This is a genomic window from Mesorhizobium sp. M8A.F.Ca.ET.218.01.1.1 (assembly GCF_004791165.1).
GTDB lineage: Bacteria > Pseudomonadota > Alphaproteobacteria > Rhizobiales > Rhizobiaceae > Mesorhizobium.
Window position 1 is genome coordinate 656,995 of record NZ_SRUZ01000001.1, and the last position, 22,758, is coordinate 679,752.

The following is a 22,758-nucleotide window of genomic DNA, read 5'->3' on the forward strand; positions in this document are numbered from 1 at the left end:
ATGGCCGAAATCCGCGTCCAGCATCTGAGAAAGGCCTTCGGCGATTTCGTCGCCGTGCAAGACTCCAACTTCGTCGTCGAGGATGGCGAGTTCTTCGTCATGCTCGGACCGTCCGGTTGCGGCAAGACCACCACCTTGCGCATGATCGCCGGGCTGGAGCTGCCGACCGGCGGCCAGATCCTGCTCGGCGGCGACGACGTTACCATGCTCAGGGCGCGCGAGCGCGACATCGCCTTCGTCTTCCAGCTGTTCGCGCTCTACCCGCACATGAATGTACGCAAGAACATCGGCTTCCCGCTGCTGGCGCAAGGCATGTCCTCCGCCGAAATCCGCAGCCGCGTCGAGGAAACCGCGAAGCTTCTGCGCATCGACCATCTGCTCGACAAATCCGTCTCCGGCCTCGCCGGTGGCGACCGCCAGCGCGTCGCGCTCGGCCGCGCCATCGTGCGGCGGCCAAAATGCTTCCTGATGGACGAACCGCTGGGGACGCTCGACACCGAATTCCGCGATTTGATGGTCCATGAATTGCGCGAACTGCACAACCGCATCCACGCCACCACGGTCTATGTCACGCATGACCAGATGGAAGCGATGTCGATGGCCGACAAGATCGCCGTCATGAACCATGGCGTCATCGAGCAGTTCGGCACGCCACGCGAGATCTACGACCGCCCGGCGTCCATGTTCGTCGCCGACTTCATCGGCTCGCCGCCGATGAACTTTCTGGGCTTCGGCGGCGGGCTCGCCAAGGGCGCGAAGGAGATCGTCGTGCAGGGCGCCAAAGTCACGGTGCCGGAGGTGCGCGAGGATGTGGCGCCGGCCGACATGGCGCTCGGCATCCGCCCCGAACACATCCGCTTCGACGACGCATCGAAACTGCGCGGCGCAATCTACGGCACCGAATATCTCGGCACCACGCAGATCGTCGCGGTGGAGACATCGGACGGCATCATCAAGGCGCGTGTGCCGGCCGAAATCCGGCTCAACGCCGGCGACCATGTCGGCCTGACGCTGAACAGCGCGCGGCTGTCGCTGTTCGAAAAAGGCTCAGGGCGCGCGGTGAAGACGGCGATCCACGATACCGCCTCTCAGGGGAGAGTGCAGCATGGCTGATGTGCGCATCAAAGGCGTGACCAAGAGTTTCGGCGAGCATGTCGCCGTCAACGGTCTCGACCTGCATATATCAGACGGCGAATTCGTCGTGCTGCTCGGGCCGACCGGCGCCGGCAAGACGACGACATTGCGCCTGATCGCCGGACTGGAGCGGCCGGATACCGGTACGATCGAGATCGGCGGCCACAATGCCACCAGCCTGTCACCGGCCGAGCGCGACACCGCTTTCGTTTTCCAGCAATATTCGCTCTATCCGCATCTGTCGGTGTTCGACAATCTCGCCTTTCCCCTGCGCTCGCCGGCACGAAAAATACCGGAAGACCAGATTCGCCGCCGGGTCGAGGAGGTGGCGAAGATGGTGCGCATCCATCACAAGCTCGCCAACCGTTCGACCAAATTGTCGGGCGGCGAAATGCAGCGCGTCGCCATCGGCCGCGCGCTGGTGCGCAAGCCGTCCATCTACCTGATGGACGAACCGCTGTCGTCGCTGGACGCCAAGCTGCGCGCGGATCTCAGGCTCGAGCTGAAACGCATCCAGTCCGAACTCGGCGCCACCATGCTCTACGTCACCCACGACCAGATCGAGGCCATGACCATGGCCGATCGCATCGGCATCCTGGCCGATGGCGTGCTGGTGCAGATCGGCACGCCGCGAACCATCTACTCCGAGCCGGCAAATCTGCACGTCGCGGCACGGCTCGGCCAGCCCGCCATCAATCTTCTACCGACGGGGCTGCTGCCGGATGGCAGCGCGCCGGCCGGCACCAAGACGATCGGCGCGCGGACCGAGCACCTGGCGATCGAGAAAGCCGTGAATGGCCATGCCGACGGCGTCGTCGACTGGGTCGAGCATCTCGGCGACCAGAACCATCTGCATGTGACGGTGGGGCCGAAGAAACTGGTGACGCTGACCGATCCCGACACGGATCTGGGGCAAGGCGACAAAGTGGTGATCCGCTATCGCTCGCCGCTCTATTTCGGCGCTGACGGACAACGACTGACGTGAATGGTTTTTCGGCGTCCCTCGCCAAGGTGATGCCGGCTTCTGATTGACGAAATACGGGACCAATTCGATGAAGCACTTTTTCAACCGCAGGGCAACGATCGTCACCGAGGCGCTGGACGGATTGTTGCGCACCATTGGCTCAGGCAACCTCGCGCGCCTCGACGGCTATCCCGAGATCAAGGTCGTGCTGCGCGCCGATTGGGACAAGTCCAAGGTCAGCGTCGTCTCCGGCGGCGGCGCCGGGCACGAGCCGTCGCATGCCGGCTTCGTCGGCAAGGGCATGCTGACAGCTGCCGTCTCGGGCGAGATCTTTGCCTCGCCGAGCGTCGAAGCGGTGCTGGCGGCCATTCGCGCGGTCACCGGACCGGCCGGCTGCCTGCTGATCGTCAAGAACTACACCGGTGACCGGCTCAATTTCGGCCTCGCTGCGGAAAAGGCGCGCGCCGAAGGCTTTCGAGTCGAGATGGTGATCGTCGCCGACGACATCGCGCTGCCTGACATCGCCCAGCCGCGCGGTGTCGCGGGCACCCTGTTCGTGCACAAGATTGCAGGCCATCTGTCGGAAGCCGGCCGGGATCTGGCCGAGATCGCGGCCGCGGCGCGGACGGCGGCGAAGGATATCATTTCGCTCGGCATATCGCTGTCGTCCTGTTCGATCCCGGGCCAGCCGCATGAAGACAGGTTTGGAGCCGATGATGGCGAACTCGGCCTTGGCATCCATGGCGAGCCTGGCGTCGAGCGCATCGCGGTGCAGAGCGTCGACCGGCTGGTGGCGATCATGGCGGAGCGCTTGGCAGTGCGGCTCGACCCGAAGGCCACCTATGCCTTGCTGATCAACAATCTCGGTTCGGTGCCACCGCTCGAAATGTCCTTGGTCGCCAATGCGGTACTTGCCTCGCCGCTCGCCAGGGCCGTCAAGTTGACGATCGGTCCCGGCCCGCTGATGACGGCGCTCAACATGAACGGGTTCTCGCTGTCGCTGATCCGGCTCGATGCGGCGCGCCAAGCGGCCCTGCTGGCGCCGGTCGGCCCGCACGCCTGGATGCCGGCAAAGCCGGTCGTGGAGCCTTATGTCGTGCCGCTGGTCAAACCAGCGCACGAAGGCGCGGCACGCAAGGCCAGCCACGACGCAGGCACAAGGCGCTTGATCGTGACGGTCTGTGAAAAGCTGATTTCGCTTGAAGCGACATTGAACGGCCTGGACGCCAAGGCAGGCGACGGTGACACCGGCTCGACGGCAGCGACCGGCGCACGCAGCATCCTCGAACGGCTCGATACGCTGCCGCTTGCCGACCCCGCAGCGACGCTTGGCGCCGTCGGCGACCTTCTGAGCGCCTCGATGGGCGGCTCCAGTGGGGTGTTGTTGTCGATCTTCTTCACAGCGGCGTCGCGGGCCCTCGATGGCGGCACTGATGTGCCCAAGGCCCTGCTTGCCGGGCTTGAACGAATGACCTTCTACGGCGGCGCAAAACCCGGCGATCGCACTATGGTCGACGCGCTGGAGCCGGCCCTGAGGGCGCTCGACGCCAAGGGCCTGGAGGAAGCCGCGATAGTGGCCGCGCGCGGCGCCGAAGCCACGGCCGCGATGGAGAGGGCGAAGGCCGGCCGGTCGGCTTATGTCGGCACCAAATTGCAAGGTGTGGTCGACCCCGGTGCTCATGCCGTGGCCGAAGTGTTCGCGGCCGCCGCCGCGCAGCATGCCACGGCCTGACGCATGCTCCAGTTGCCGAACGACCGTTCTTTCGCTACTGCCGGCAAGGTGCAAACCGGGAATTCGGGCGACATGACGGCGCTGAATCTTTCGAAGCTGATCACGGCCGCCGCGGATACGATTGCCGAGCACGCCGAGGAATTGACGGCGCTCGACCAGGCGATCGGCGACGGCGACCATGGACTGAACATGAAGCGCGGCTTCGAGGCCGTGCGCGCCGAGGCGGATGTGTTCGCGGCAAAGCCGCTGCCAGACACACTGAAGGCGATCGGCACCAAGCTGGTGATGACGGTGGGCGGTGCGTCCGGCCCACTCTTCGGCACGTTGTTCATGGCGCTCGGCAAGGAGATTTCGGCGGAACCTGATCGCGCCAACCTGACGACTGCCTTCGGCAAGGCGATCGAAGCGGTGGCCGCGCGCGGCAAGTCACAGGTTGGCCAGAAAACCATGCTCGATGTGCTGCAACCGGTGCATGACGCGTTAGCCGGGGGAAAGACGGTAGCTGAAATAGTCGACATCGCCGACGCCGCCGCCGAAGCGACCGTGCCGATGAAGGCGCTGCGTGGGCGTGCCTCGTTCCTCGGCGACCGCTCGATCGGCCATATGGATGCCGGCGCGCGCTCGACCGCGCTGCTGGTGCGCACGGTGGGACAGGCGATCGGGGAAAGCGCATGAGCAATGTCGGGATCGTGATCGTCTCGCATTCGCCGCTGGTCGCGGAGGGCACAGCCGACATGGTACGCCAGATGGTGGGCGACGAAGTGCCGCTTGCATGGTGCGGCGGAAACGGCCATGGCGGGCTCGGCACCAGTGTCGAGGCGATCATGGGCGCCATCGACAAGGCCTGGTCGGAAGCCGGTGTCGCCATCCTTGTCGATCTCGGCGGCGCCGAGACCAATTCGGAGATGGCGGTGGAGATGATCGGCGAACCGCGCGCGCAGAAGATCATCGTCTGCAACGCGCCGATCGTCGAGGGCGCGGTAATGGCGGCGACCGAGGCCTCCGGCGGCGCCTCGCTCCGGGAAGTGGTGGCGACGGCGCACGAATTGTCGCCGTCGTGAGTGAACGGGGTTTTTGAAGACATGTCCGCAACCGCAGAAGCGACCGTCCTGATCACCCACGATGTGGGCCTGCATGCGCGTCCTTCGGTGAAGTTCACCAAGCTGGCCAAGAGCTTTGCCGCCGATGTGGAAATTGCACTCGCCGCCAACGGCCCGTGGTTCGACGCAAAAAGCATCGTCAAGGTGATGGCAGCCAAGGCGCCGAAGGGCACGGTGCTGCATATCAGGGCCAAAGGCGATGGCGCCGATGATGCGATCCGCGCGCTGATCGAACTGGTGCAGCGCGATTTCGACGAGGACGCCGGCCATGTCCGCTCGGCTTGAGGCCGTTGCATGCCTTGGCCGGCCCGCAGGGAATGCGGGCCATGCGCATTGAAGGTGTTCCGGCCTCGGCCGGCTATGCCGAGGGGCCCCTGTTCGAACTGGACCGGCCTGCCGGCGTCTATGCAAGCAAGGCAAGCTCCGCCGAGGAGACGTTGTCGCTGGAAGCCGCGATCGGCAAGGCGGTGAGCCGGCTCGTGGCCATGGTCGGGACCGCCGACAGCGATGCCGCCGGCATACTCGAATTCCACATCGCCATGCTGGAAGACGATGCGCTGAGCAGGCCGGCCTTCGCATCGATCGCTTCCGGAAAAACCGCCGACGCGGCCTGGCGGCAGGCACTCGATGCCGAGATCGCCGGTTACGACGCCTCGGACCAGGATTATTTCCGCGCCCGCGCCGCGGACCTGCGCGATATCAGGGACCAGGTGCTGCGCGCGCTCACCGAGGACGGTGACAGCACGGCACCGGCCGGCGCCATTCTCTGCGGCGAGGATATCGCGCCGACGCGGTTTCTCGAAACCGACTGGAGCCATGGCGGCGGCATCGCGCTGAAGGCAGGCAGCACTGCCAGCCACGTCGCCATGCTGGCGCGCTCGCGTGGCGTGCCGATGGTCGTGGGTCTGCGCGAGCCGCTCACCGCTGGTGCCGTCATGGCGCTGCTCGACGCCGAGCACGGGACTATCGTTCTGACGCCCTCGCCCACGGAGATCGGCTCGTTCCGACAGGCGTCGTCTTCCTTCGCGGCTCGACAGGGCAAGGCACAGACATTTCTGGCGCGGCCGGCAGCGACGAAGCGCGGCACCGCGGTGCGCGTGCAGGTCAACATCGCCGACCCCCGCGATGTCGATGCCATCGACATCGCGACCTGCGATGGTGTCGGCCTGATGCGTACGGAATTCCTGTTCGGCAAGACGCTGCCGGATGAAGAGACGCAGTATCGCGCCTATCGCAAGGTGCTGGAATGGGCCGGCGAAAAACCGGTGACGATCCGCACCGTCGATGCCGGAGGCGACAAGCCGGTGCCGGGCTTCACCGTCGAGGAAGGAAATCCGTTCCTCGGCCTGCGCGGCATCAGGCTGTCGCTGGCCAGGCTGGATATATTCCGTGTTCAAATCAGGGCATTGCTGCGCGCCGCACCACACGGCAATCTCAAAGTCATGTTTCCGATGATCGCCACATCAGAAGAGTATGAACGCGCCGCCGCCCTGTTCGCCGAGGAGCGGGCGGCGCTCGCCGCGCGCGGCGTCGCGCACAAAATGCCGCCGCTCGGCATCATGGTCGAGGTGCCCTCGGTGGCCATCGCGCCGGAGGCGTTCGCCGGCGTCGCCTTCTTCTCGATCGGCTCCAACGACCTCACGCAATATGTGATGGCGGCTGCCCGCGACAATGCCGCGGTCGCGCATCTCAACTCCGTGCGCCATCCGGCCGTCCTGCGGTTGATCGGTGCGGTCGCGGCCTTCGGACAGGAAAACGGTATCCCCGTCAGCCTGTGCGGCGACGCCGGCGGCGACCCCGCTTCGATCCCGTCGCTGCTCGAGGCCGGCCTGCGCGATCTCTCGGTCGCGCCGGCGCAACTCGCCATGGCCAAGGCGGCCATCGCGGACGTCCCGGTCTAGGCGGCTGGCATGATCGACAACGCATACCAACCCGGCTCCGAGGAGGCGATCCGCGCCTACAAGACGATCCTGTCGCAGGTCATCGACCAGCGCCCGTCGGGCATGCGCCAGCGCCTCGCCGACGCGCTCGGCAAGCACCGCAGCTTCGTCACGCAGATTTCGAGCCCCGCCTATTCGATCCCGATCCCGTCAAAGCATCTGCCCGCCATCTTTTCCGTCTGCCATTTCAGCCCAGCCGAGCGCGACCAGTTTCTCGCCGCCTATCACCAGGCACATCCCGGGAAGATCTCGGTCGCCGCGGGCGCACGCAAGACAAGGCACGTTTCGCTCATCGTGCCGGATTTCGGCGATGACAAGCAGAATGCAGCGCTCGACCGCGCGATCAACGAATTCATCCAGAAGGTCACCAGCATCACCGGCAAGAGTGGCTGATCGACCCTTGATGCCAGGCTATTTCGGGAGGAGACGGCCGTGAAGAAATTCATGAACTCGGTGGACACGGTGCTGACCGAGAGCCTCGACGGTTTCGTGGCCGCCCATGCCGACATCCTCGTGCTTGGCGAGGAGCACAAATTCATCCGCCGCAAGGCCCTCGAGCCGGGCAAGGTGGCGCTGATCTCCGGCGGCGGCTCCGGCCACGAGCCGCTGCATGGCGGCTTTGTCGGCCATGGCATGCTGGACGCCGCCTGTCCCGGCCAGGTGTTCACCTCGCCGACGCCGGACCAGATGCTGGCAGCCGCGCAAGCTGTCGACACCGGCGCCGGCTGCCTGTTCATCGTCAAGAACTATGAGGGCGACGTGATGAATTTCGACATGGCGGCGGAGATGTCGGAAGGCGTCCTGCAGGTGGTGACCAATGACGACGTCGCCGTCGAGAATTCGTCCTATACGACCGGACGGCGCGGCGTCGCCGGCACATTGGTGGTGGAAAAGATCGTCGGCGCTGCCGCCGAGCACGGCCTGGCGTTGCCGGCGTTGAAGGCGCTGGGCGACCGCGTCAACGAGGCGACCCGCTCGATGGGCGTGGCACTGACCAGCGGCACCGTGCCGGCGGCCGGCAAACCGACCTTCGACATCGGCGATGGCGAGATGGAATTCGGCGTCGGCATCCATGGCGAGCCCGGCCGCCGCCGCGACACCTTGAGGAGCGCCGATGCGATCGCGCACGAGATCTGCGCCGCGATCCTGGGCGATCTCGGCGACAGGGCGAACGGCCCGGCGCTGCTGTTCGTCAACGGCTTCGGCGGCACGCCGCTGATGGAGCTCTATTTGATGTACAACAGCGCCCGCCGGATTTTCGAGCAGCATGGCGTGACGATTGCCCGCTCGCTGGTTGGCACCTATGTCACCTCGCTCGACATGGCCGGCTGCTCGGTCACGCTGACCCTGCTTGACGACGAATTGACGGGCTGGTGGGACGCACCTGTCCACACGGCGGCGCTGCGCTGGGGCATGTAACGCTGGCTTCCCCTTGGCTTTTCTGCGACCATCCGGGCGATCCCGCTATCGGTAACACCTGTCCGGATTGATGCTGCCATCCCTTACGCCCGCCGAGGAAAAGTTGCTGCTGCGCTTCGCCGACCCGGAGGCCGCGGCGGTCGAGGACAATTTGTCGGCAAAGGCGCTGTCGGCTCTGCTCGACAATGCCGAATTCCACGGCGTCCTGCCGATCATGCTGCGCAAGCTCAGGGAGCGCGGCGACGCGCACCTTCCGTCGAACGCTGGCTTGCAGGACAAACTCGACGATCTGCGCCAGAAGGCGACGATCGCTACCGGCCAGTCGATGCTGCTGCAGTATCATGGCGACCGCATCATGAAGGGGATGGCGGCGGAAGGCATTCCAGCGCGGATCGTCAAGGGGCCGGTGTTCGCGCGAAAACTCTACCGTAACGCATCCGACCGGCCGTTCACCGACATCGACATCCTCGTCGAGCCCGCCAACCTTGCACGGGCAAACCAGGTGATCGCGGCGTCAGGCTTCGAGCTTGGCAGCAACGAGGCGGAATCCTACCAGCTGCAGGAATTCAAATGGCTGGAAAAGGAGAATTCCAGCCTGCTGGTCGAGCTGCATGGCGACCTTGTGCACGACACCGGCATGCGTCGCCGCCTGTCGCTGGGGTTTCGCGAGCTGGGCATCATCGACGGCGAGGCTATGGACACGCCGGCAGCCCTTTTGACGATCGCCATCGTGCATGCCGCCGGCGGGCATAAATTCCACCGGCTGCAGCTTTGTGTCGACGTGCTGCAAGGCGTACGCGCGCTGCGATCACCCGAATCGGAAGCCCGCCTGCTCGACGCCGCCCGCATGACCGGCATCGAACTCGAACTGGCGATCGTGCTCAACGTGACCGGCCGCCTGTTCGGCGAACCGCATGCGCTCGAACTTGCCGGGCGGATCAAACCCGACCTGTCGATACGGTTGGCCAAGAAGCTGATCACGACGAACACGCTGCTCAGAGTCAATTCCAGGGAGAAGATCGGCTCGCGCCTGCGCCGCGATGCCTTTCGCTGGATCCAGCGCCTGGCCAAGGCCAGGCCATACGCCGCTTGAAGTGGCCGTCAGTCCCGTGATGTCAACGTGGCGCTTATCAGCGCCGCCGCATCGGCCGGGCGCGCGCCTACTTCCAGCGTGAAGGTCGGCACCGACGAGACCAGTCTGCCGATCGTCGCCAGCCGGCGCTTCTGCAGCGGCAGCAGGCCGGTCGCGCCGGTTCGGACGTTGTCCATCGCCAGCGCCACCATGGCGTCGGTCCTGGCCATCGGCACGAGCCGGGTCTCTTCGTCGGCGGATCGCGCGAGGTGCAGGAGCGCGGCCACCGGACGGGCGGTCGGGGTTTCGATTTTCACGATCCCGCCCAGCTTTTCCAGCGAAACAGCCTGTTCGCCATTGCGGTCCCAGGATGGCCCGAGGCATGGCGCCACCTGCGGGATCATTCGCGCGGTCTTCTCATGGATCTTGACGTGGCGTGGCAAACCCCAGGCAACCGGCGTGGCGCCAGCGACATTCAGGATCATGGCGTCGTCGGAGCACAGGCCGAAACCATGCGTTGCCAGGGCCAGCGAGGTCGTGGTCTTGCCGGTACCGCTCGGGGCATGGATCAGCACGACGGCATCCCGGCCCGGCAGCGTCAGGCCCGCGGTATGCAGCATATGCTGGCCGCCGGCATCGAGCGCGGCGTCCAGCATCAGCATCGACGGCGTCCAGGCGGCCTTGCTGTCGGGCACGATGCAAAGCCGAGCCCAGCCCTTCTCGCTGATCTCGACGGTCTGGCGTCCTGGCAAGACCAGATGGACGCTGGCGCCGTGGGTGATCATCCGGCAGTAGCCGTCGTCCGGTATCTCGCCCTCGAAAACCAGGGATCCGGCGGGTGTCTCGTCCAATGCTTCCGCGTCGGCGATGTCGAAACGAAAATCCGCTTCGGTCGAACCTTCGACGCGCAGGCCGGCGAGCATCCTGTCGAAGTCTAGCCATAGTTCGGCCCGTTCGGCCGAAATGCCGAGCACCTGGCCGTTGAGATCATAGAAGACGCAAGGTCTGGTCAAGCGGGGCGCACCTTCGTGGCGCGGTCATGGTGGCGATAGATTTCGACCATGCCGGGAAGGCTGTGGCTGACCACCGGCCTGCCGTCGAGGCAGACCCAGCAATGCGCCGACAGCCGGGACGCTTGCAGCGACTTCGGATCGACGCCGAAACGCAACTCCGGATCGAAGCCGGCAAGGCGCAGGAAACGGTGGCCGAGCAGCCCTTCCCGCAGGCATCTGCGGTCACGCATCAGCCAGGGATGGCGGACAATGCGGTTGACGCGAGCGACAATGTAGGCGGCTGGCAAGCCACGATAGGGCGTCGGCGAGGCAAGCGGCGCCCATTCCAGCACCTCCTCGAAGCTGCGGTTGGCAATAAGGACCGGCATCAGCCGCGCGCTTGCCCAGAGATGGCAGCGGAACAAGGCGCGCAGGAGAGGACTGTCCGCCATCAAACAGTACCTTCAGCTATCAAGTCCCGGAGCGGCCAGAATGCCTTCCGAGACCAGATCGGCGGCCAGTGCCGCCATGTCCTCGTCAAGCGTGCCCTTGTCGACTTCGAACTCCTCGCAAAGCAGGCCGACGATCTGGCCGAGGCTGCGCGCGCCATCCACCTTGTCGAGAAAGGCTTCGGTCGTGCCGTTGCAGGTATAGAGCTGGCCGCTCCGGGCCAAAAGCACGACCGCGCCGTCGCCGACATGCTGGACCGAGGCATCTTCCGCCAATCTCAGAACCGTTCCAGAGGCAATTTCCATCACGAACCCCAAAAGCCATGCGAAACCCCGGAATGAGATAGCGCGGTGGTGGGGCTCTGTCTATCGACCGGCTGGGGGGATGGCCCGCGCAGCTCTGTGTGAGCGACAGATCCTTGTCAGTCGCAACATCCATCCACAGCTGAAATCCTCCCAGCCGCCGGAATGACACGCTAGGCAAGCGCGTGGACCGGCAGGACCGTTGCTTTTCTTCCCTTAGGTAAGGTAAGAACTCCCCGTATCTTGGGGAGATAGGGTATGCGTTACAATTGGGAGCGGGCTCCGACGACTTTCGAACGTCATCGAAAAGCGCTTGCGACAGCCATTTTGATCTTCGGCGGCGTCGGCCTCATGCTGGTGGCCTTGCCGATCTAGCGTGATCGACTTTTGTCCAGCAAATACGGTTCTTTAGACGGCTATCGACGGGTTGCTCAGCGGGGTTGTCCGGTCACCGCGATGAAGCGGCGATCGCGCCCCTCAAAGCCCTGGCTGAAGCGCTGCACCAGCACAACGATCACCGCCGGCTTGCCGGCCGGTCTGTTTTTCATAGGATTCCGACAGGCTGTAGCCCGGCACGGCCTTGTCCTCATGCAGGGTCTTGAACCAGCACAATCGCGGGCCCTGCCGCGATACGCCACCGATGGTGCATTCGTTCACCCCTCGATGGCGCGCTTCACGACACCGCGCCTATCAGCTCAAGACGCGGCCAACTGAGACGAAAATGCAGGGAGACAACGCCCGAAGAAACAACATAGGCTACTGGCGAGGACGGCAGATGGTTCCTGGGGAGGATATGGATGGCTTCACGCTATCACGAGGTCTATGACGGCTGGAAACGCGACCCGGAAAAATTCTGGGCCGACGCGGCCGAGGCCATCGACTGGTATTCGCCCTGGGACAAGGTGTTCGATGCAGCAGCCGGCGTCTATGGCCGCTGGTTCACCGGCGCGACCTGCAACACCTGCTACAACGCCCTAGACAGGCATGTCGCCGGCGGGCGGGCCGATCAGATCGCACTGATCCATGACAGCGCCATCACCGGAACGGTGAAGAAGTTCACCTATGCCGAACTCAAACGCGAAGTGGTGGCGCTGACCTCGGTGCTGAAGAACCGCGGTATCGGCAAGGGCGACCGCGTCATCATCTACATGCCGATGGTGGCGGAGGCGGCCATCGCCATGCTCGCCTGCGCCCGCATCGGCGCCGTGCATTCGGTCGTGTTCGGTGGCTTTGCCTCACATGAGCTTGCCACCCGCATCGACGACGCGAAGCCGAAACTGATAATCTCGGCCTCCTGCGGCCTGGAGCCGGGCCGGGTCGTCGCCTACAAGCCGCTGCTCGACAAGGCGATCGAGATGTCCCGCCATAAGCCGGACGCCTGCCTGATCCTGCAGCGCGACCAGTTGCGCTGCGATTTGAAGGACCATTTCGACATCGACTATGCCGACGCGGTCGCCCGCGAACGGGCGGCCGGCGCCAATGTCGACTGCGTGCCGGTGCTGGCCACCGACCCGCTCTACATCATCTACACCTCGGGCACGACCGGCCAGCCCAAGGGCATCGTGCGCGACAATGGCGGCCACATGGTCGCGCTGAAATGGACGATGGACAACGAGTTCGGCGTCAAGCCGGGAGAAGTATTCTGGGCAGCGTCCGATGTCGGCTGGGTGGTCGGGCATTCCTACATCGTCTACGGACCGCTGCTGCATGGCTGCACCAGCGTGCTCTTCGAAGGCAAGCCGATCGGCACGCCAGATGCCGGCACCTACTGGCGGGTGATCTCGGAGCACGGCGTGGTCGCGCTGTTCACCGCGCCGACCGCCTTCCGCGCCATCAAGGGACAGGACCCCAAGGGCGAGTTCGTGCCGAAATACGATCTGTCGAAATTCCGCACGCTGTTCCTCGCCGGCGAACGCGCCGACCCCGAAACCATCAAATGGGCGGAGCAAAAGCTCAACGTGCCGGTGGTCGACCATTGGTGGCAGACCGAGACCGGCTCGCCGATGACGATCAACCCCGCCGGGCTCGGCCTCTTGCCGGTAAAATACGGCTCGCCCGGGGTGCCGATGCCGGGCTACGACATCCGCGTGCTCGACGATGCCGGCCATGAAGTGCCCCGCGGGACGCTGGGCAATGTCGTGGTCAAGCTGCCGCTGCCGGCCGGCTGCCTGCCAAGGCTATGGAATGCCGACGACCGCTTCCGCCAAGCCTATCTCGATGAGTTCCCCGGCTTCTACAAGACGGCCGATGCCGGCATGGTCGACGAGGACGGCTATCTCTACGTGATGGCCCGCACCGACGACATCATCAACGTCGCCGGCCACCGGCTGTCGACCGGCGCGATGGAAGAGGTGCTGGCCGCCCATCCCGACGTCGCCGAATGTGCCGTCGTCGGCATCGCCGACGCGATGAAGGGGCAAATTCCGCTCGGCTTGGTGGTGCTGAACGCCGGTGTCGCGCGCGACGGCGGCGCCATCGAGAAGGAGGTCGTCGCGCTGGTGCGCGAGCGCATCGGCCCGGTCGCCGCCTTCAAGACGGTGATAACGATCAAGCGGCTGCCCAAGACACGGTCGGGCAAGATCCTGCGCGGCACCATTCAGAAGATCGCCGACAAGGAAGCGTGGACGATGCCGGCGACCATCGACGACCCCGCCATCCTCGAGGAAATCACGGCGGCTCTGAAGGCGCGCGGTATCGGCGTCTGAGGAGCACTGCCGGCAGATGAGTGGAGATTCAGTTCCGCGATGTTGCGGCGCGGCGAACTTTGTGATGGACGCATCGCACAATCGTTGATTGTGCGATGCAACATTCCGACTTACAGTTCGCGTGGGGGGCCATTCGATGGGATCGCATGGCTCAGCAGAAAACAACGTTCGGCGGCATCGACATCCTGCGGTTTCTCGCCGCCGTGCTGGTCATGGTCTACCACTACGGCTTCTGGGTGTGGGCCTATCCCGACGGCATCTCGGCGCAAGCGACCGGCGGCGTTCCGGCGCAACCTGGTATCGGCGCCTGGGTCGAATCCGGCTGGGTCGGCGTCGAGATCTTCTTCGTCATCAGTGGTTTCGTCATTGCCTTCAGCGCCGAGAATTCGACGCCGCTGCGGTTCTTCGAGGCAAGGGTCAAAAGGCTGGCGCCGGCGGTGTGGATCTGTGCGCCGATCACCGCGGCGCTGCTGTTGCTCATCGGCTTGAGCTGGCCGACCGACGCGGTGGTAAGGCTCGCCCGGACGGCCCTGTTCGCGCCCTATGGTCCGTGGGTGGACAGCGTCTACTGGACGCTCGGCATCGAGATCGCCTTCTACGCCGTCGTCTGGGTGCTGTTGCGGCTCGGCCGCTTCCATCTGATGGAAGCGGTTGCCATCGTCATCGGCCTGGTCAGCACGCTGTTCTGGTGCCTGTACTATCCGCTCGGCTGGTCGGACTTCGCCGAGACGCGCTGGCTGCAGCTCATCCTGGTGCATCATGGCTGTTTCTTCGCGGTCGGCGTGCTCATCTGGCTGATGCGGTTCAAGGCGGTGACGCCTTCGCGCCTTGGCTTCTGCCTGCTGTTCCTCGGCGGCGGCGTGCTGCAGATCGCCAGTTCCGTCGACGTCCACAGCATCAAGGTCGGAGCCATGATGCCCTACGCACCGCCAATCCTGATCTTCCTCGTGGCCATCGCGCTGATGGCATGGTCCCTCAGGCTCGACCTCAGCTGGAGCGGCTGGCGCCGGATAGGCCTGATGACCTATCCGCTCTATCTGATCCACGACGTCATCGGCGCGGCGATGCTCGGCGCCATGGTCCGCGCCGGGCTGCCATATCTCTTCTCGATGGCGATGGTCGCCGCGACCATGATCGCGGCGAGCTGGCTGGTGGCGACCGAAGCCGAGCCGCGCATCCGGCTACTGCTCGACCACACGGTTTTCCGCTACCGGCTTAAGGCAGCGTAGCCGTCCAGCTTCGCCGCCGCGCTTCTTGTCCAGCCGCATAAAGGCGGCGACAGACGGAACTTTGCGTAGTCTCGAAACAAGAAGCGCAGCGCGCTCTCAGGAGATGGTAGGCAACGGCCTATCTCAGACCGCTGTCTTCGACCGCACTTCCGACTTGTCGAGATAGTAGCTCGAGTACTTGTCGAAGAATTTCTCCGATGCGCCGAACGATCCGTATTTGGCCAGCTTCTTCAGGTCGACCTTGTTCAGCACCGCGCCGACGATCTTGTTGGCGACATAGGGTTCGGATTCCAGCATCGAGCGCACCATGGCGCGCGGCGTGCGGCCCCATTCGGTGACCAGCACGAAGCCGTCGACGAGCGGCGCGAAGGCCTTCGCGTCGACCACCGGCCCGAGCGGCGGCAGATCGACGACGATGTATTCGAACGTCTCCTTGGCGTTCTCGATGAAGCGCCGCATGCCGGCCGAGGAGAGAAGCTCGCTGGTGTGCGAGAAATGCCCACGCGACACGGCCGGGATGATGGCCAGCTTGGTCTGCCTGTCGATCTTGCCAACGGACTGCCATGTCTGGCCGCTCACCACCGCTTCCATCAACCCTTGCTCGGCTTCCATGCCGAGGCTGCGGCTGAGGCCCGGATTGCGCAGGTCGCCGTCGATGAGCAGCGTCCTGGCGCCATTGGCGGCGAGCAACCCGGCGAGATTGGCCGCGACCGTCGACTTGCCTTCGCCGGGCAGGACCGAGATCACGCCGATGACGCGGCTGCCTTGCCCTTCCATGACGACATCGAAGGCGATCTTGGCACTGCGCAGCGTTTCGGAGAACATCGATGCCGGAGCGTCGATACTCACCCGCATTCGCGCCCGCCTTTCGATGGCGGCCGGCGATCTGGCGACCTTGAGATCGGGCTCGGCCGGCTTGTCTTCCTTCGTCGGTTTGCTACCGATGGTGGGCAGGTAACCGAGGAATTTGAGGCCGACGCGGTCGCGCACCTCCTCGCCGGTCCTGAAGAACCGTTCGTTGAACTCGTTGAGGCCGCCGAAGCCCGCGCCCATGAGAACGCCGAGCACCAGCGAAAGACCGAGCACGATGATGGTGCGCGGGCTCGAGGCGGCAAGCGGGGTCGACGCATCCGAGATGATGCGGATCTTGCCGACCGGGAAGGACTGCTGCTGGGCGGCTTCCTCGTAGCGGCCGAGGAACGTCTGGTAGAGCGTGGTCAGCGCCGTCGCCTTCTGGTCGAGATCACGCAACTGGACCTGCGACTGGTTGTCGATGGAGCTCTTGCCCTGCGCGGCGGCGACATTGGCCCTGAGCGCGGTTTCGCGCGCCAGCGCCACCTCATACTCGTTGCGGTAGCTTTCGGTCAGCTGCTTCAGTTCGCCGAAGATCTGCGCCGATATGTCGGCCTTCTCCTTGGCGAGCGCCACCGCTTGCGGATGCTGCGGGCCGAAATTCGCCTCGACATCCTGCTGCCGTTTGGCGACGGTGAGGTAGCGTGTCTTCAGCGCCGCGATGACGGAGCTGCTTGGCTGGTCGCTGGATATTGCGGCGTCCTTGAAAGCGTTCTCCGAACCGCTGTCGACGATCGACTTGTATTGCTGGTAACGGGCGCTGGCACGCGCGGTGTCGGCCTGCGCCACGATGAGCTGGGCATTCAGGTCGGCGAGTTGCTTGGCGCTCATCAGCTGGCCGTCGCTGCTGGCGGACAGGCCATGTTCGGCCCTGAATTTCTCGACCGCCAGCGATGCCTGCTGCGAGCTTTCGCGCAGTTCGGTCAGCCGGCCCTGCAGCCAGACCGCCGCGCGCTCGGTGGCGTCGAAGCTGGCATCGAGCTGGTCGGCGAGATAGGCGTCGGCATAGGCCTTCGTGATGGCCTTCGCCAGCGCCGGATCCGTCGCCTGGTAGCCAAGCGCGATGACGTAGCTTCGTCCGACGCGATCCGCCTGGATCTCGTTCTGCAGCTTGAGGATGGCGTAGTCACGGCCGGATGCGGCAATCAACGCGTCGCGCGCGGCGGGGTCGAGCTTGCTGATATCGCCGACGCCCGGCATGACCGGGCTTGGCCGGACATATTGGATCAGTCCGCGGATCAAGCCGATGCCCTGGGCAAGCGCCGATTGCGGCGGGTTCATGAACGCTTCGTTCTGATCGAGCTTGAGCTTGTCGACGACCACGGCGGCGAGCCGCGTCGAGGTCAGGATCTCGATCTGGCTGAGAATCGCCGAATCGGTCTGCATGGTCGTCGACGCCGCCGAAATGTCGTCGACGATCTTGTTCAGCCCCTCATCGATCAGCACGCTGGAGACCGACACGAATTTTGGCGGCGTGGTCTGCAGATAGAGCATGCCCAGGAAAAGGCCGATGACGGCGCACACGCCAACCACCTTGGCCTGCCGTGCGGCCATGCCAAGCAGCCGCTCGATATCGATGAAGTCGTCGCCGTCTCCTGCGTCCGAATTCGGCAATGGCATCCTCTTGTCGAGAGGAAAGTTGGCATAATTCATCTTCGGTCCAATTCTGGCTTGTCTCGCTCGCAGGCCCCAGAAAGATCGGGAGCATTGGCGGACGCGACACACGCTTGGTGCCGGACAGCGCGGAGCCGGCCGGCCCTTCCGCCGTCAGCCACCCGACAATACTCCCGAAAGATGGGCATTATGCGGCTTCTTCCTGGCGTTCATGCGTCCGGACGAACTCCCGGAGCATCTCGAAAACCGGGCCCTTCATGTCGTCGCGCGCCAGCGCGAAGGCGATATTGGCCTGGATGAACCCTTCCTTGGAACCGCAGTCGAACATGCGGCCCTTGAAAGGCTGGGCAAAGAATGGCTGCTCCTGCGACAGGCGGACCATGGCGTCGGTCAGCTGGATTTCATTGCCGGCGCCGCGTTGCTGGTTGCCCAGAAGCTGGAAAATCTCGGGCTGCAGGATGTAGCGGCCGTTGATGTAGAAGTTCGACGGCGCGTTGGCCGGCGCGGGCTTTTCGACCATGGCCGTCACCTCGAAGCCGCCGCCAATGTCGGCGCCACGGCCGACGATGCCATATTTGTTGGTCTCGGTGGGATCGCAGCGCTCGACGGCGATGACGTTGCCGCCGGTCTCGGCATAGAGGTCGGTGATCTCGGCCAGGCATCCGCGACCGCCGAAGGAGACCATGTCAGGCAAAAGCAGGGCGAAGGGCTCGTTGCCGATGACCTCGCGCGCGCACCAGACGGCATGGCCGAGGCCTTGCGGCGATTGCTGCCGGATGAAAGAGGTGGCGCCGGCCACCGGCAGCATGCTTTCGAGCGCTTCCAGCTGTGTCTTCTTGCCGGTCTGCTCCAGGGTTCCGATCAGTTCCGGATGAAGGTCGAAATAATCCTCGATGACCGCCTTGTTGCGGCCGGTGACGAAGACGATGTGCTCGATCCCGGCCTCGAAGGCCTCGTCCACCGCATATTGCACGACGGGCCTGTCGACCACCGGAAGCATTTCCTTCGGCATCGACTTGGTCGCCGGCAGAAACCTTGTTCCAAGCCCCGCCACCGGTATCACGGCCTTCCTGATTTTCTTCATCGCAAATTCCTTCTGAGGAGATCGACTTCAGTCCATTCACAGGCCACGAAAAATCCCTCCATGTGCCTGCATCTTCACCTCCCCACCCCCACGGCAAACTGTGCCGCTACTCGTCGCAACCGCACGGCGATCGGCATGCCCATGTGCCTGACCGCCGCCGGGTCGCTGAGCGCCGTCCGGATCGCCTTGAGCGGGGACCGCGCCTTGATGTGCTGGACCATCGCCAGGAACGAGGCCGCCTTGCGCAAGCTGCGGCCGCGCCGGGCGAAGGCTGCCTGGGCCTCCTCGTCCATCCGATGGGTTTGCGCGAATTCGGCATCCGCCTTGCGCATCGCCTCGACATGATGAGGCTCGAGCACGCGCGAGATCGAACCACTGCGGATATGATAGGCATAGCCGATATCAGGCTCGACCACGCATCTGCCGCCCATGGCCAGGGCTTCGGCAAAAAGGATGTAGTCTTCGCCGATCCTCAGTTCCTCGTCATAACGCAGCCGGTTTTCGTCGAGGAAACTGCGCAGGAAGATCGGCTTGAGGTAGCCGAGATTGAATTTCGATTCGAAGACGACATTGCCGGCGATGTAGGTGGCCAACGAAATCTCGCCCAGGCCTTCCAGATACTGGCGCGGGAACATCGCGTCCTCGACCACGCCGTCCTCACGGACGACCTCGAGATTGTCGACGGCGATCTCGGCGTTCGCCCTTTCGGCGCGGCCGATCATGGCGGCGATACGGCCGGGAAAGACGGCGTCGTCGGAATCGAGAACCGCGATCCACCTGCCCCGGGCGGCGTCGAGCCCGGCATTCCTGGCCCCGCCGGGGCCCCTGTTCTTGTCCAGCGCCAGGACGCGCACGATGTGCTCGGGATAGGCCCGCGCCGCATCGAGCGTGCCGTCACGCGACTTGTCGTCGACGACGATGATCTCGAGGCTGACACCCTTCTGGGCGATGGCGCTGGCGATCGCCCGATCGAGGGTTGCCTCGGCGTTGTAGGCGGCAATCACAAAAGAAACATCGGGAACGGAGGAAACGTCAGGCGGCACGCTTGCCTCCTTCCCCTGGTGAAGGCTGGCCGTAGAGGCGCAGTTCGCGGACACCGACAAGGCCGCTGACGACGCCGACATGCATGATGCCGCGCAGCACGCTGCGGTTCCTGCGTATCGGGCTGGCGACAACCGGAAGGGCGGCGGCAAAGCAATAAGCGGCCTTTGCCGCGGCAAGGGCGGCCTGCTTCACCCGTGCAATGCCGCCGGCGTCGCGGCCCAGGAGATGGCCGTGCGTCTGGCCGACCCGGAAACGGCGGCGGCTGAGCCAGTCGAATGCCGCCCTGGCCCGTGGCACGGCCTCATCCACCCATGCCTCCGGCGCAAACGCGATCCGGCCGCCTGCCTTGTGCATCTGGTCGAAGAATTCGGTGTCCTCGCCGCCGGTCTGGCCGCGCGCCAGGCTGAAGCGGCGGCCGCGCAGGCTGTCCGACCCCATGCGCAGCAGGACGTTGCAGGTGTAGCCGGTGCGGATTTCGCCGCGCACTCGTACCGGCAAGGTGGAATGGAAATCGCCGCGGCGCATCCAGTCCGGCGCATCCGGACGGTAAAGCGCGCGCACCGGGCCGAGCACGGCTGTTGCACCGCTTTCCTCAGCTGTCGCGACCAGCTCGGCCAGCCAGCGGGCGGTGGCGGTTTCGTCGTCGTCGATGAAGGCCAGGAAATCCGCTTCGCTGGCATCGAGGCAAGCGTTGCGGGCAATCGAGATGTTGCGCGCCGGGCAATGCCGGTAGCGGACCGTCAGCTTCAAGTCCCGTGACAGCGTCGCCACCAACTCCCTGGCGCTTGGCGTGTCGTCATTGTCGGCGACGATGACGCCGACCTCGAAGCCGTCAGGCATGGCAAGCGCCGCAAGCGAGCGCAGCGTCTCGGCCAGTTCCGGCCGCCGGAACGTGCACACGCCGATGTCGATGCGGCGGTTCCTGGTCTCAACCGCCATCACACCGCCCTCCGCCGTGCGCCGAGGCCGAGAAGCTGCAGCCAGAAGCCGACGGACCAGCCGAAATGCATGACCATCGCCGAGACGCCGGCAAGCGCGATATCGGCATTGCGCTGGCCGATGGCCGTCACCAGGCCGTAGCCCAGGCACACCGCCACCCACAGCAGCAGCGGCAGCGCCGCAATCCAGTGCACGAACGAGAAGGCCGCGAGAAGGACCACCGGGAAGACCGCCAGCGGCACCATCTGCCTGACCTTCGGGATCACCCGATGTTTCAGCACGTTCTTGGCCCGACCGCGGCCATAGCCGAGATACTGGAAATAGAGGCCGCGCAGCGAGGTGCGCGGATAATAGACCATCTGCGTCCTGCCGCTCATCCAGATCCTGTAGCCGGCCTGCCTCAGCCGATAGTCGAGTTCCGCATCCTCGTTGTGGCTGAACGTCTCGTCATAGCCACCGACGGCCTGGAAGGCCGATATCCGCATCAGCGCGTGATGGCCGTGGTCGACCCATTCTCCGGCGGAGAGGTGGCGGTGCTTCGAGCCACCGGTGCCGAGCTTGGAATTCTGCGCCGCCGCCGCCGCTTTCTGCACGGTGCCGCTGCCGCTGGTCAGCATCGAAACCACGACCGAATCGGCACCGGTGGCCTGCGCCTCCTCGACCAGCCGGTCGCAATAGTCTTCCGGATAGCCGCCATGGGCATCGATGCGGATCAGATAGTGCGCGCCCTCGCCAAATCTGGCCACCGCCAGGTTGATCGCGGCGCTCTGGATGCGCTTTTCATTGTGAAGCAGCACGATGCGCGGATCGTTCTTCTGGCGCTCGCCGACAATGGCGAGCGTGCCGTCGGTGCTGCCGCCATCGGCAACGACGATCCGCGCGCCAAGCCGTTCCGCCGCCGGGCAGAGCTGGTCGAGCAGCGCACCGATATGTGTTGCCTCGTTGAGACATGGGATCACGATCAGGCTGGGGGCAAGCGCTTGCGTCATCGGGCGATGTCCATCCTATGCCAAGGCTTCGGCTGCGAGGGGCTCGCGCATGGTGGTCAGGCGGCGCAGTTTTTCGACCAGGGCGCTGCAGTCGCCGCGATCGTAGCTCCACATCCTCGGATTGTGGGCCAGCACGCGCATCTTCAGCCTGCCGAAACGGTGCTGCTCCATCCCGCCAAGCGCGGTTTCCAACGCCTCGGGCGTGGCCTGCGGCAACAAAACGCCGATATCGCGCTGCCGCAGGAACCGTCCGGTCTCGGTGTTGTCCATCGAGATCGGCACCGCGCCGAAGCGGCAGCCTTCATAAAGGCGGTTGGGCAGCAGCCATTCGGAGTTCTGTCCCTCCTCGAAGAAATCGATCGCCCAGGAGAAATGGACGTCCTGATAGATCGCCGCCATGTCCTCCGGATTGCGATACGGCCCGCCAAACGACAGGTAAGGTTCGGCCTCAACGAAGGCATGGAAATCCGGGAATTCGGAAAGTGCCGGACGGCCGCGCAGCACGATCTCGAACCGGCCCTCCATGCGGCGCGTGAACCCGGCAAGCAGTTCGAGCGAGCGGCGGCAGCGCAGCGCCCCGAACCAGCCGATCCGCCATGGCGGGGCTACGGGTCCTTCGACCGCCTCAGGCTCGCCAGGCAGAACAGCCGCTGCCTCGAAATATTTGTTCTCGACCAGTTCCACCGGTGCCGCGACCTGGCGGAAGGGCCTGAAATAATTGGCGATGAAGGCGGGCGAACTGGTCACCAGCAGCTTCACGTCGCGCGCCAGATGGCGCTCGGTGGCGCGCAGCGCCTTGCCCAGAGCATCATCGCGGAGCACCAGGCGGTGAATGTCGAGGCATTCATAGACGATCGGGACCGCGGCGCCGAAAGCCGACCTTGCCCGGCGCGCCAGCGCCAGCATTTCCAGATTGCGCGCGATGATGAGATCCGGCTTCGGCATGCGCTTGAGCTTCGAACCTATCGATACCGCTGCTTTCGCCACCGCCGTCAGGCGCTGCGCGAATCGGCCATCACGCGTCGCGCCAAGGTCGATGGGCCGCAATCCTTCGATATCGGCGACAGGGGCGGCGGTACGGCGGAAGCCCGCCAGGGTGACCCGGGCGCCACCTGTCCGGAGCATCGTGATCCGTCGGCGAACCGCCGGGTCGGAAATATCGTGCACCAGGTACAAGACATGCAGCATGAAAACTCG

General features: G+C 64.8%; 22 protein-coding genes. 12 read left to right on the plus strand and 10 right to left on the minus strand.

The genetic code is table 11. From position 1 onward, the window contains the following. The 10 genes from EN861_RS03145 to EN861_RS03190 all read left to right on the plus strand — a co-directional run bounded on the left by EN861_RS03145 (position 1) and on the right by EN861_RS03190 (position 9,382). The gene (locus EN861_RS03145; RefSeq protein WP_127278071.1) at positions 1 to 1,113 is read left to right on the plus strand and encodes an ABC transporter ATP-binding protein; all 1,113 of its coding nucleotides are present in this window, start codon (positions 1 to 3) and stop codon (positions 1,111 to 1,113) included. Beyond that, positions 1,106 to 2,119, plus strand: a complete 1,014-nt coding sequence (locus EN861_RS03150; protein WP_127278070.1) for an ABC transporter ATP-binding protein — start codon at positions 1,106 to 1,108, stop codon at positions 2,117 to 2,119. Before EN861_RS03145 ends, EN861_RS03150 begins: the two co-directional genes overlap by 8 nt. A gap of 67 nt (positions 2,120 to 2,186) precedes the next feature. Beyond that, the gene (locus EN861_RS03155) at positions 2,187 to 3,830 is read left to right on the plus strand and encodes a dihydroxyacetone kinase subunit DhaK (protein WP_127278069.1); all 1,644 of its coding nucleotides are present in this window, start codon (positions 2,187 to 2,189) and stop codon (positions 3,828 to 3,830) included. Positions 3,831 to 3,902: 72 nt separating this feature from the next. Continuing rightward, on the plus strand, positions 3,903 to 4,505 hold the full coding sequence (gene dhaL / locus EN861_RS03160) for a dihydroxyacetone kinase subunit DhaL (RefSeq protein WP_127278075.1): 603 nt from the start codon (positions 3,903 to 3,905) through the stop codon (positions 4,503 to 4,505). Beyond that, positions 4,502 to 4,891, plus strand: coding sequence for a dihydroxyacetone kinase phosphoryl donor subunit DhaM (gene dhaM / locus EN861_RS03165; RefSeq protein WP_127278068.1), 390 nt, complete (start codon positions 4,502 to 4,504; stop codon positions 4,889 to 4,891). The genes dhaL and dhaM overlap by 4 nt, the downstream gene beginning before the upstream one ends. Positions 4,892 to 4,912: 21 nt before the next feature. Then, on the plus strand, positions 4,913 to 5,215 hold the full coding sequence (locus EN861_RS03170) for an HPr family phosphocarrier protein (RefSeq protein WP_127278067.1): 303 nt from the start codon (positions 4,913 to 4,915) through the stop codon (positions 5,213 to 5,215). Positions 5,216 to 5,256: 41 nt separating this feature from the next. Further along, entirely contained in the window at positions 5,257 to 6,831 is a 1,575-nt protein-coding gene (gene ptsP, locus EN861_RS03175; RefSeq protein ID WP_189343540.1) for a phosphoenolpyruvate--protein phosphotransferase, read from the plus strand. 9 nt (positions 6,832 to 6,840) lie between these two features. After that, positions 6,841 to 7,263: a hypothetical protein gene (locus EN861_RS03180; RefSeq protein ID WP_127278065.1), complete on the plus strand. Its 423-nt coding sequence runs from the start codon at positions 6,841 to 6,843 to the stop codon at positions 7,261 to 7,263. Positions 7,264 to 7,302: 39 nt separating this feature from the next. After that, positions 7,303 to 8,289 (plus strand): dihydroxyacetone kinase subunit DhaK, encoded by a 987-nt coding sequence (gene dhaK, locus EN861_RS03185; RefSeq protein ID WP_127278064.1) that lies wholly within the window; start codon positions 7,303 to 7,305, stop codon positions 8,287 to 8,289. A 70-nt stretch (positions 8,290 to 8,359) separates the two neighbouring features. Further along, on the plus strand, positions 8,360 to 9,382 hold the full coding sequence (locus EN861_RS03190; RefSeq protein WP_127872998.1) for a nucleotidyltransferase family protein: 1,023 nt from the start codon (positions 8,360 to 8,362) through the stop codon (positions 9,380 to 9,382). An 8-nt stretch (positions 9,383 to 9,390) separates the two neighbouring features. Here EN861_RS03190 and EN861_RS03195 read toward each other — a convergent pair whose 3' ends face one another. The 4 genes from EN861_RS03195 to EN861_RS36040 all read right to left on the minus strand — a co-directional run bounded on the left by EN861_RS03195 (position 9,391) and on the right by EN861_RS36040 (position 11,653). Next, entirely contained in the window at positions 9,391 to 10,374 is a 984-nt protein-coding gene (locus EN861_RS03195) for a serine kinase (protein WP_127280434.1), read from the minus strand. Further along, entirely contained in the window at positions 10,371 to 10,805 is a 435-nt protein-coding gene (locus EN861_RS03200) for a lasso peptide biosynthesis B2 protein (protein WP_127280435.1), read from the minus strand. The genes EN861_RS03195 and EN861_RS03200 overlap by 4 nt, the downstream gene beginning before the upstream one ends. Before the next feature lie 12 nt (positions 10,806 to 10,817). Beyond that, a complete protein-coding gene (locus EN861_RS03205; RefSeq protein ID WP_127280436.1) occupies positions 10,818 to 11,108 on the minus strand; it encodes a PqqD family protein in 291 nt (96 codons plus the stop codon). 428 nt (positions 11,109 to 11,536) lie between these two features. Continuing rightward, complete coding sequence (locus EN861_RS36040) at positions 11,537 to 11,653, minus strand: DUF2259 domain-containing protein (protein ID WP_245464503.1); 117 nt, start codon at positions 11,651 to 11,653, stop codon at positions 11,537 to 11,539. Positions 11,654 to 11,902: 249 nt separating this feature from the next. On the opposite strand from EN861_RS36040, the gene EN861_RS03210 reads away from it, so the two are divergent. Both EN861_RS03210 and EN861_RS03215 read left to right on the plus strand, forming a co-directional pair. Then, the gene (locus tag EN861_RS03210) at positions 11,903 to 13,810 is read left to right on the plus strand and encodes a propionyl-CoA synthetase (protein ID WP_135862304.1); all 1,908 of its coding nucleotides are present in this window, start codon (positions 11,903 to 11,905) and stop codon (positions 13,808 to 13,810) included. A gap of 146 nt (positions 13,811 to 13,956) precedes the next feature. After that, the gene (locus EN861_RS03215; RefSeq protein WP_127279768.1) at positions 13,957 to 15,039 is read left to right on the plus strand and encodes an acyltransferase; all 1,083 of its coding nucleotides are present in this window, start codon (positions 13,957 to 13,959) and stop codon (positions 15,037 to 15,039) included. A gap of 123 nt (positions 15,040 to 15,162) precedes the next feature. On the opposite strand, the gene EN861_RS03220 is transcribed toward EN861_RS03215, so the two are convergent. From EN861_RS03220 to EN861_RS03245, 6 genes are all read right to left on the minus strand, one after another. Beyond that, positions 15,163 to 17,544 (minus strand): polysaccharide biosynthesis tyrosine autokinase, encoded by a 2,382-nt coding sequence (locus tag EN861_RS03220; protein WP_127279769.1) that lies wholly within the window; start codon positions 17,542 to 17,544, stop codon positions 15,163 to 15,165. Positions 17,545 to 17,692: 148 nt separating this feature from the next. Continuing rightward, positions 17,693 to 18,589: a UTP--glucose-1-phosphate uridylyltransferase gene (locus EN861_RS03225; protein WP_127279770.1), complete on the minus strand. Its 897-nt coding sequence runs from the start codon at positions 18,587 to 18,589 to the stop codon at positions 17,693 to 17,695. A gap of 74 nt (positions 18,590 to 18,663) precedes the next feature. Beyond that, a complete protein-coding gene (locus EN861_RS03230; RefSeq protein WP_135862307.1) occupies positions 18,664 to 19,632 on the minus strand; it encodes a glycosyltransferase family 2 protein in 969 nt (322 codons plus the stop codon). After that, positions 19,622 to 20,572, minus strand: a complete 951-nt coding sequence (locus EN861_RS03235; protein WP_127281152.1) for a glycosyltransferase family 2 protein — start codon at positions 20,570 to 20,572, stop codon at positions 19,622 to 19,624. Before EN861_RS03235 ends, EN861_RS03230 begins: the two co-directional genes overlap by 11 nt. Next, complete coding sequence (locus tag EN861_RS03240; protein WP_127872992.1) at positions 20,572 to 21,561, minus strand: glycosyltransferase family 2 protein; 990 nt, start codon at positions 21,559 to 21,561, stop codon at positions 20,572 to 20,574. Before EN861_RS03240 ends, EN861_RS03235 begins: the two co-directional genes overlap by 1 nt. 15 nt (positions 21,562 to 21,576) lie before the next feature. Continuing rightward, positions 21,577 to 22,749 carry a glycosyl transferase family 1 gene (locus EN861_RS03245; protein ID WP_127279648.1) on the minus strand — a complete coding sequence of 391 codons (1,173 nt, stop codon included), beginning with the start codon at positions 22,747 to 22,749 and terminating at the stop codon, positions 21,577 to 21,579. Positions 22,750 to 22,758: the final 9 nt, after the last annotated feature.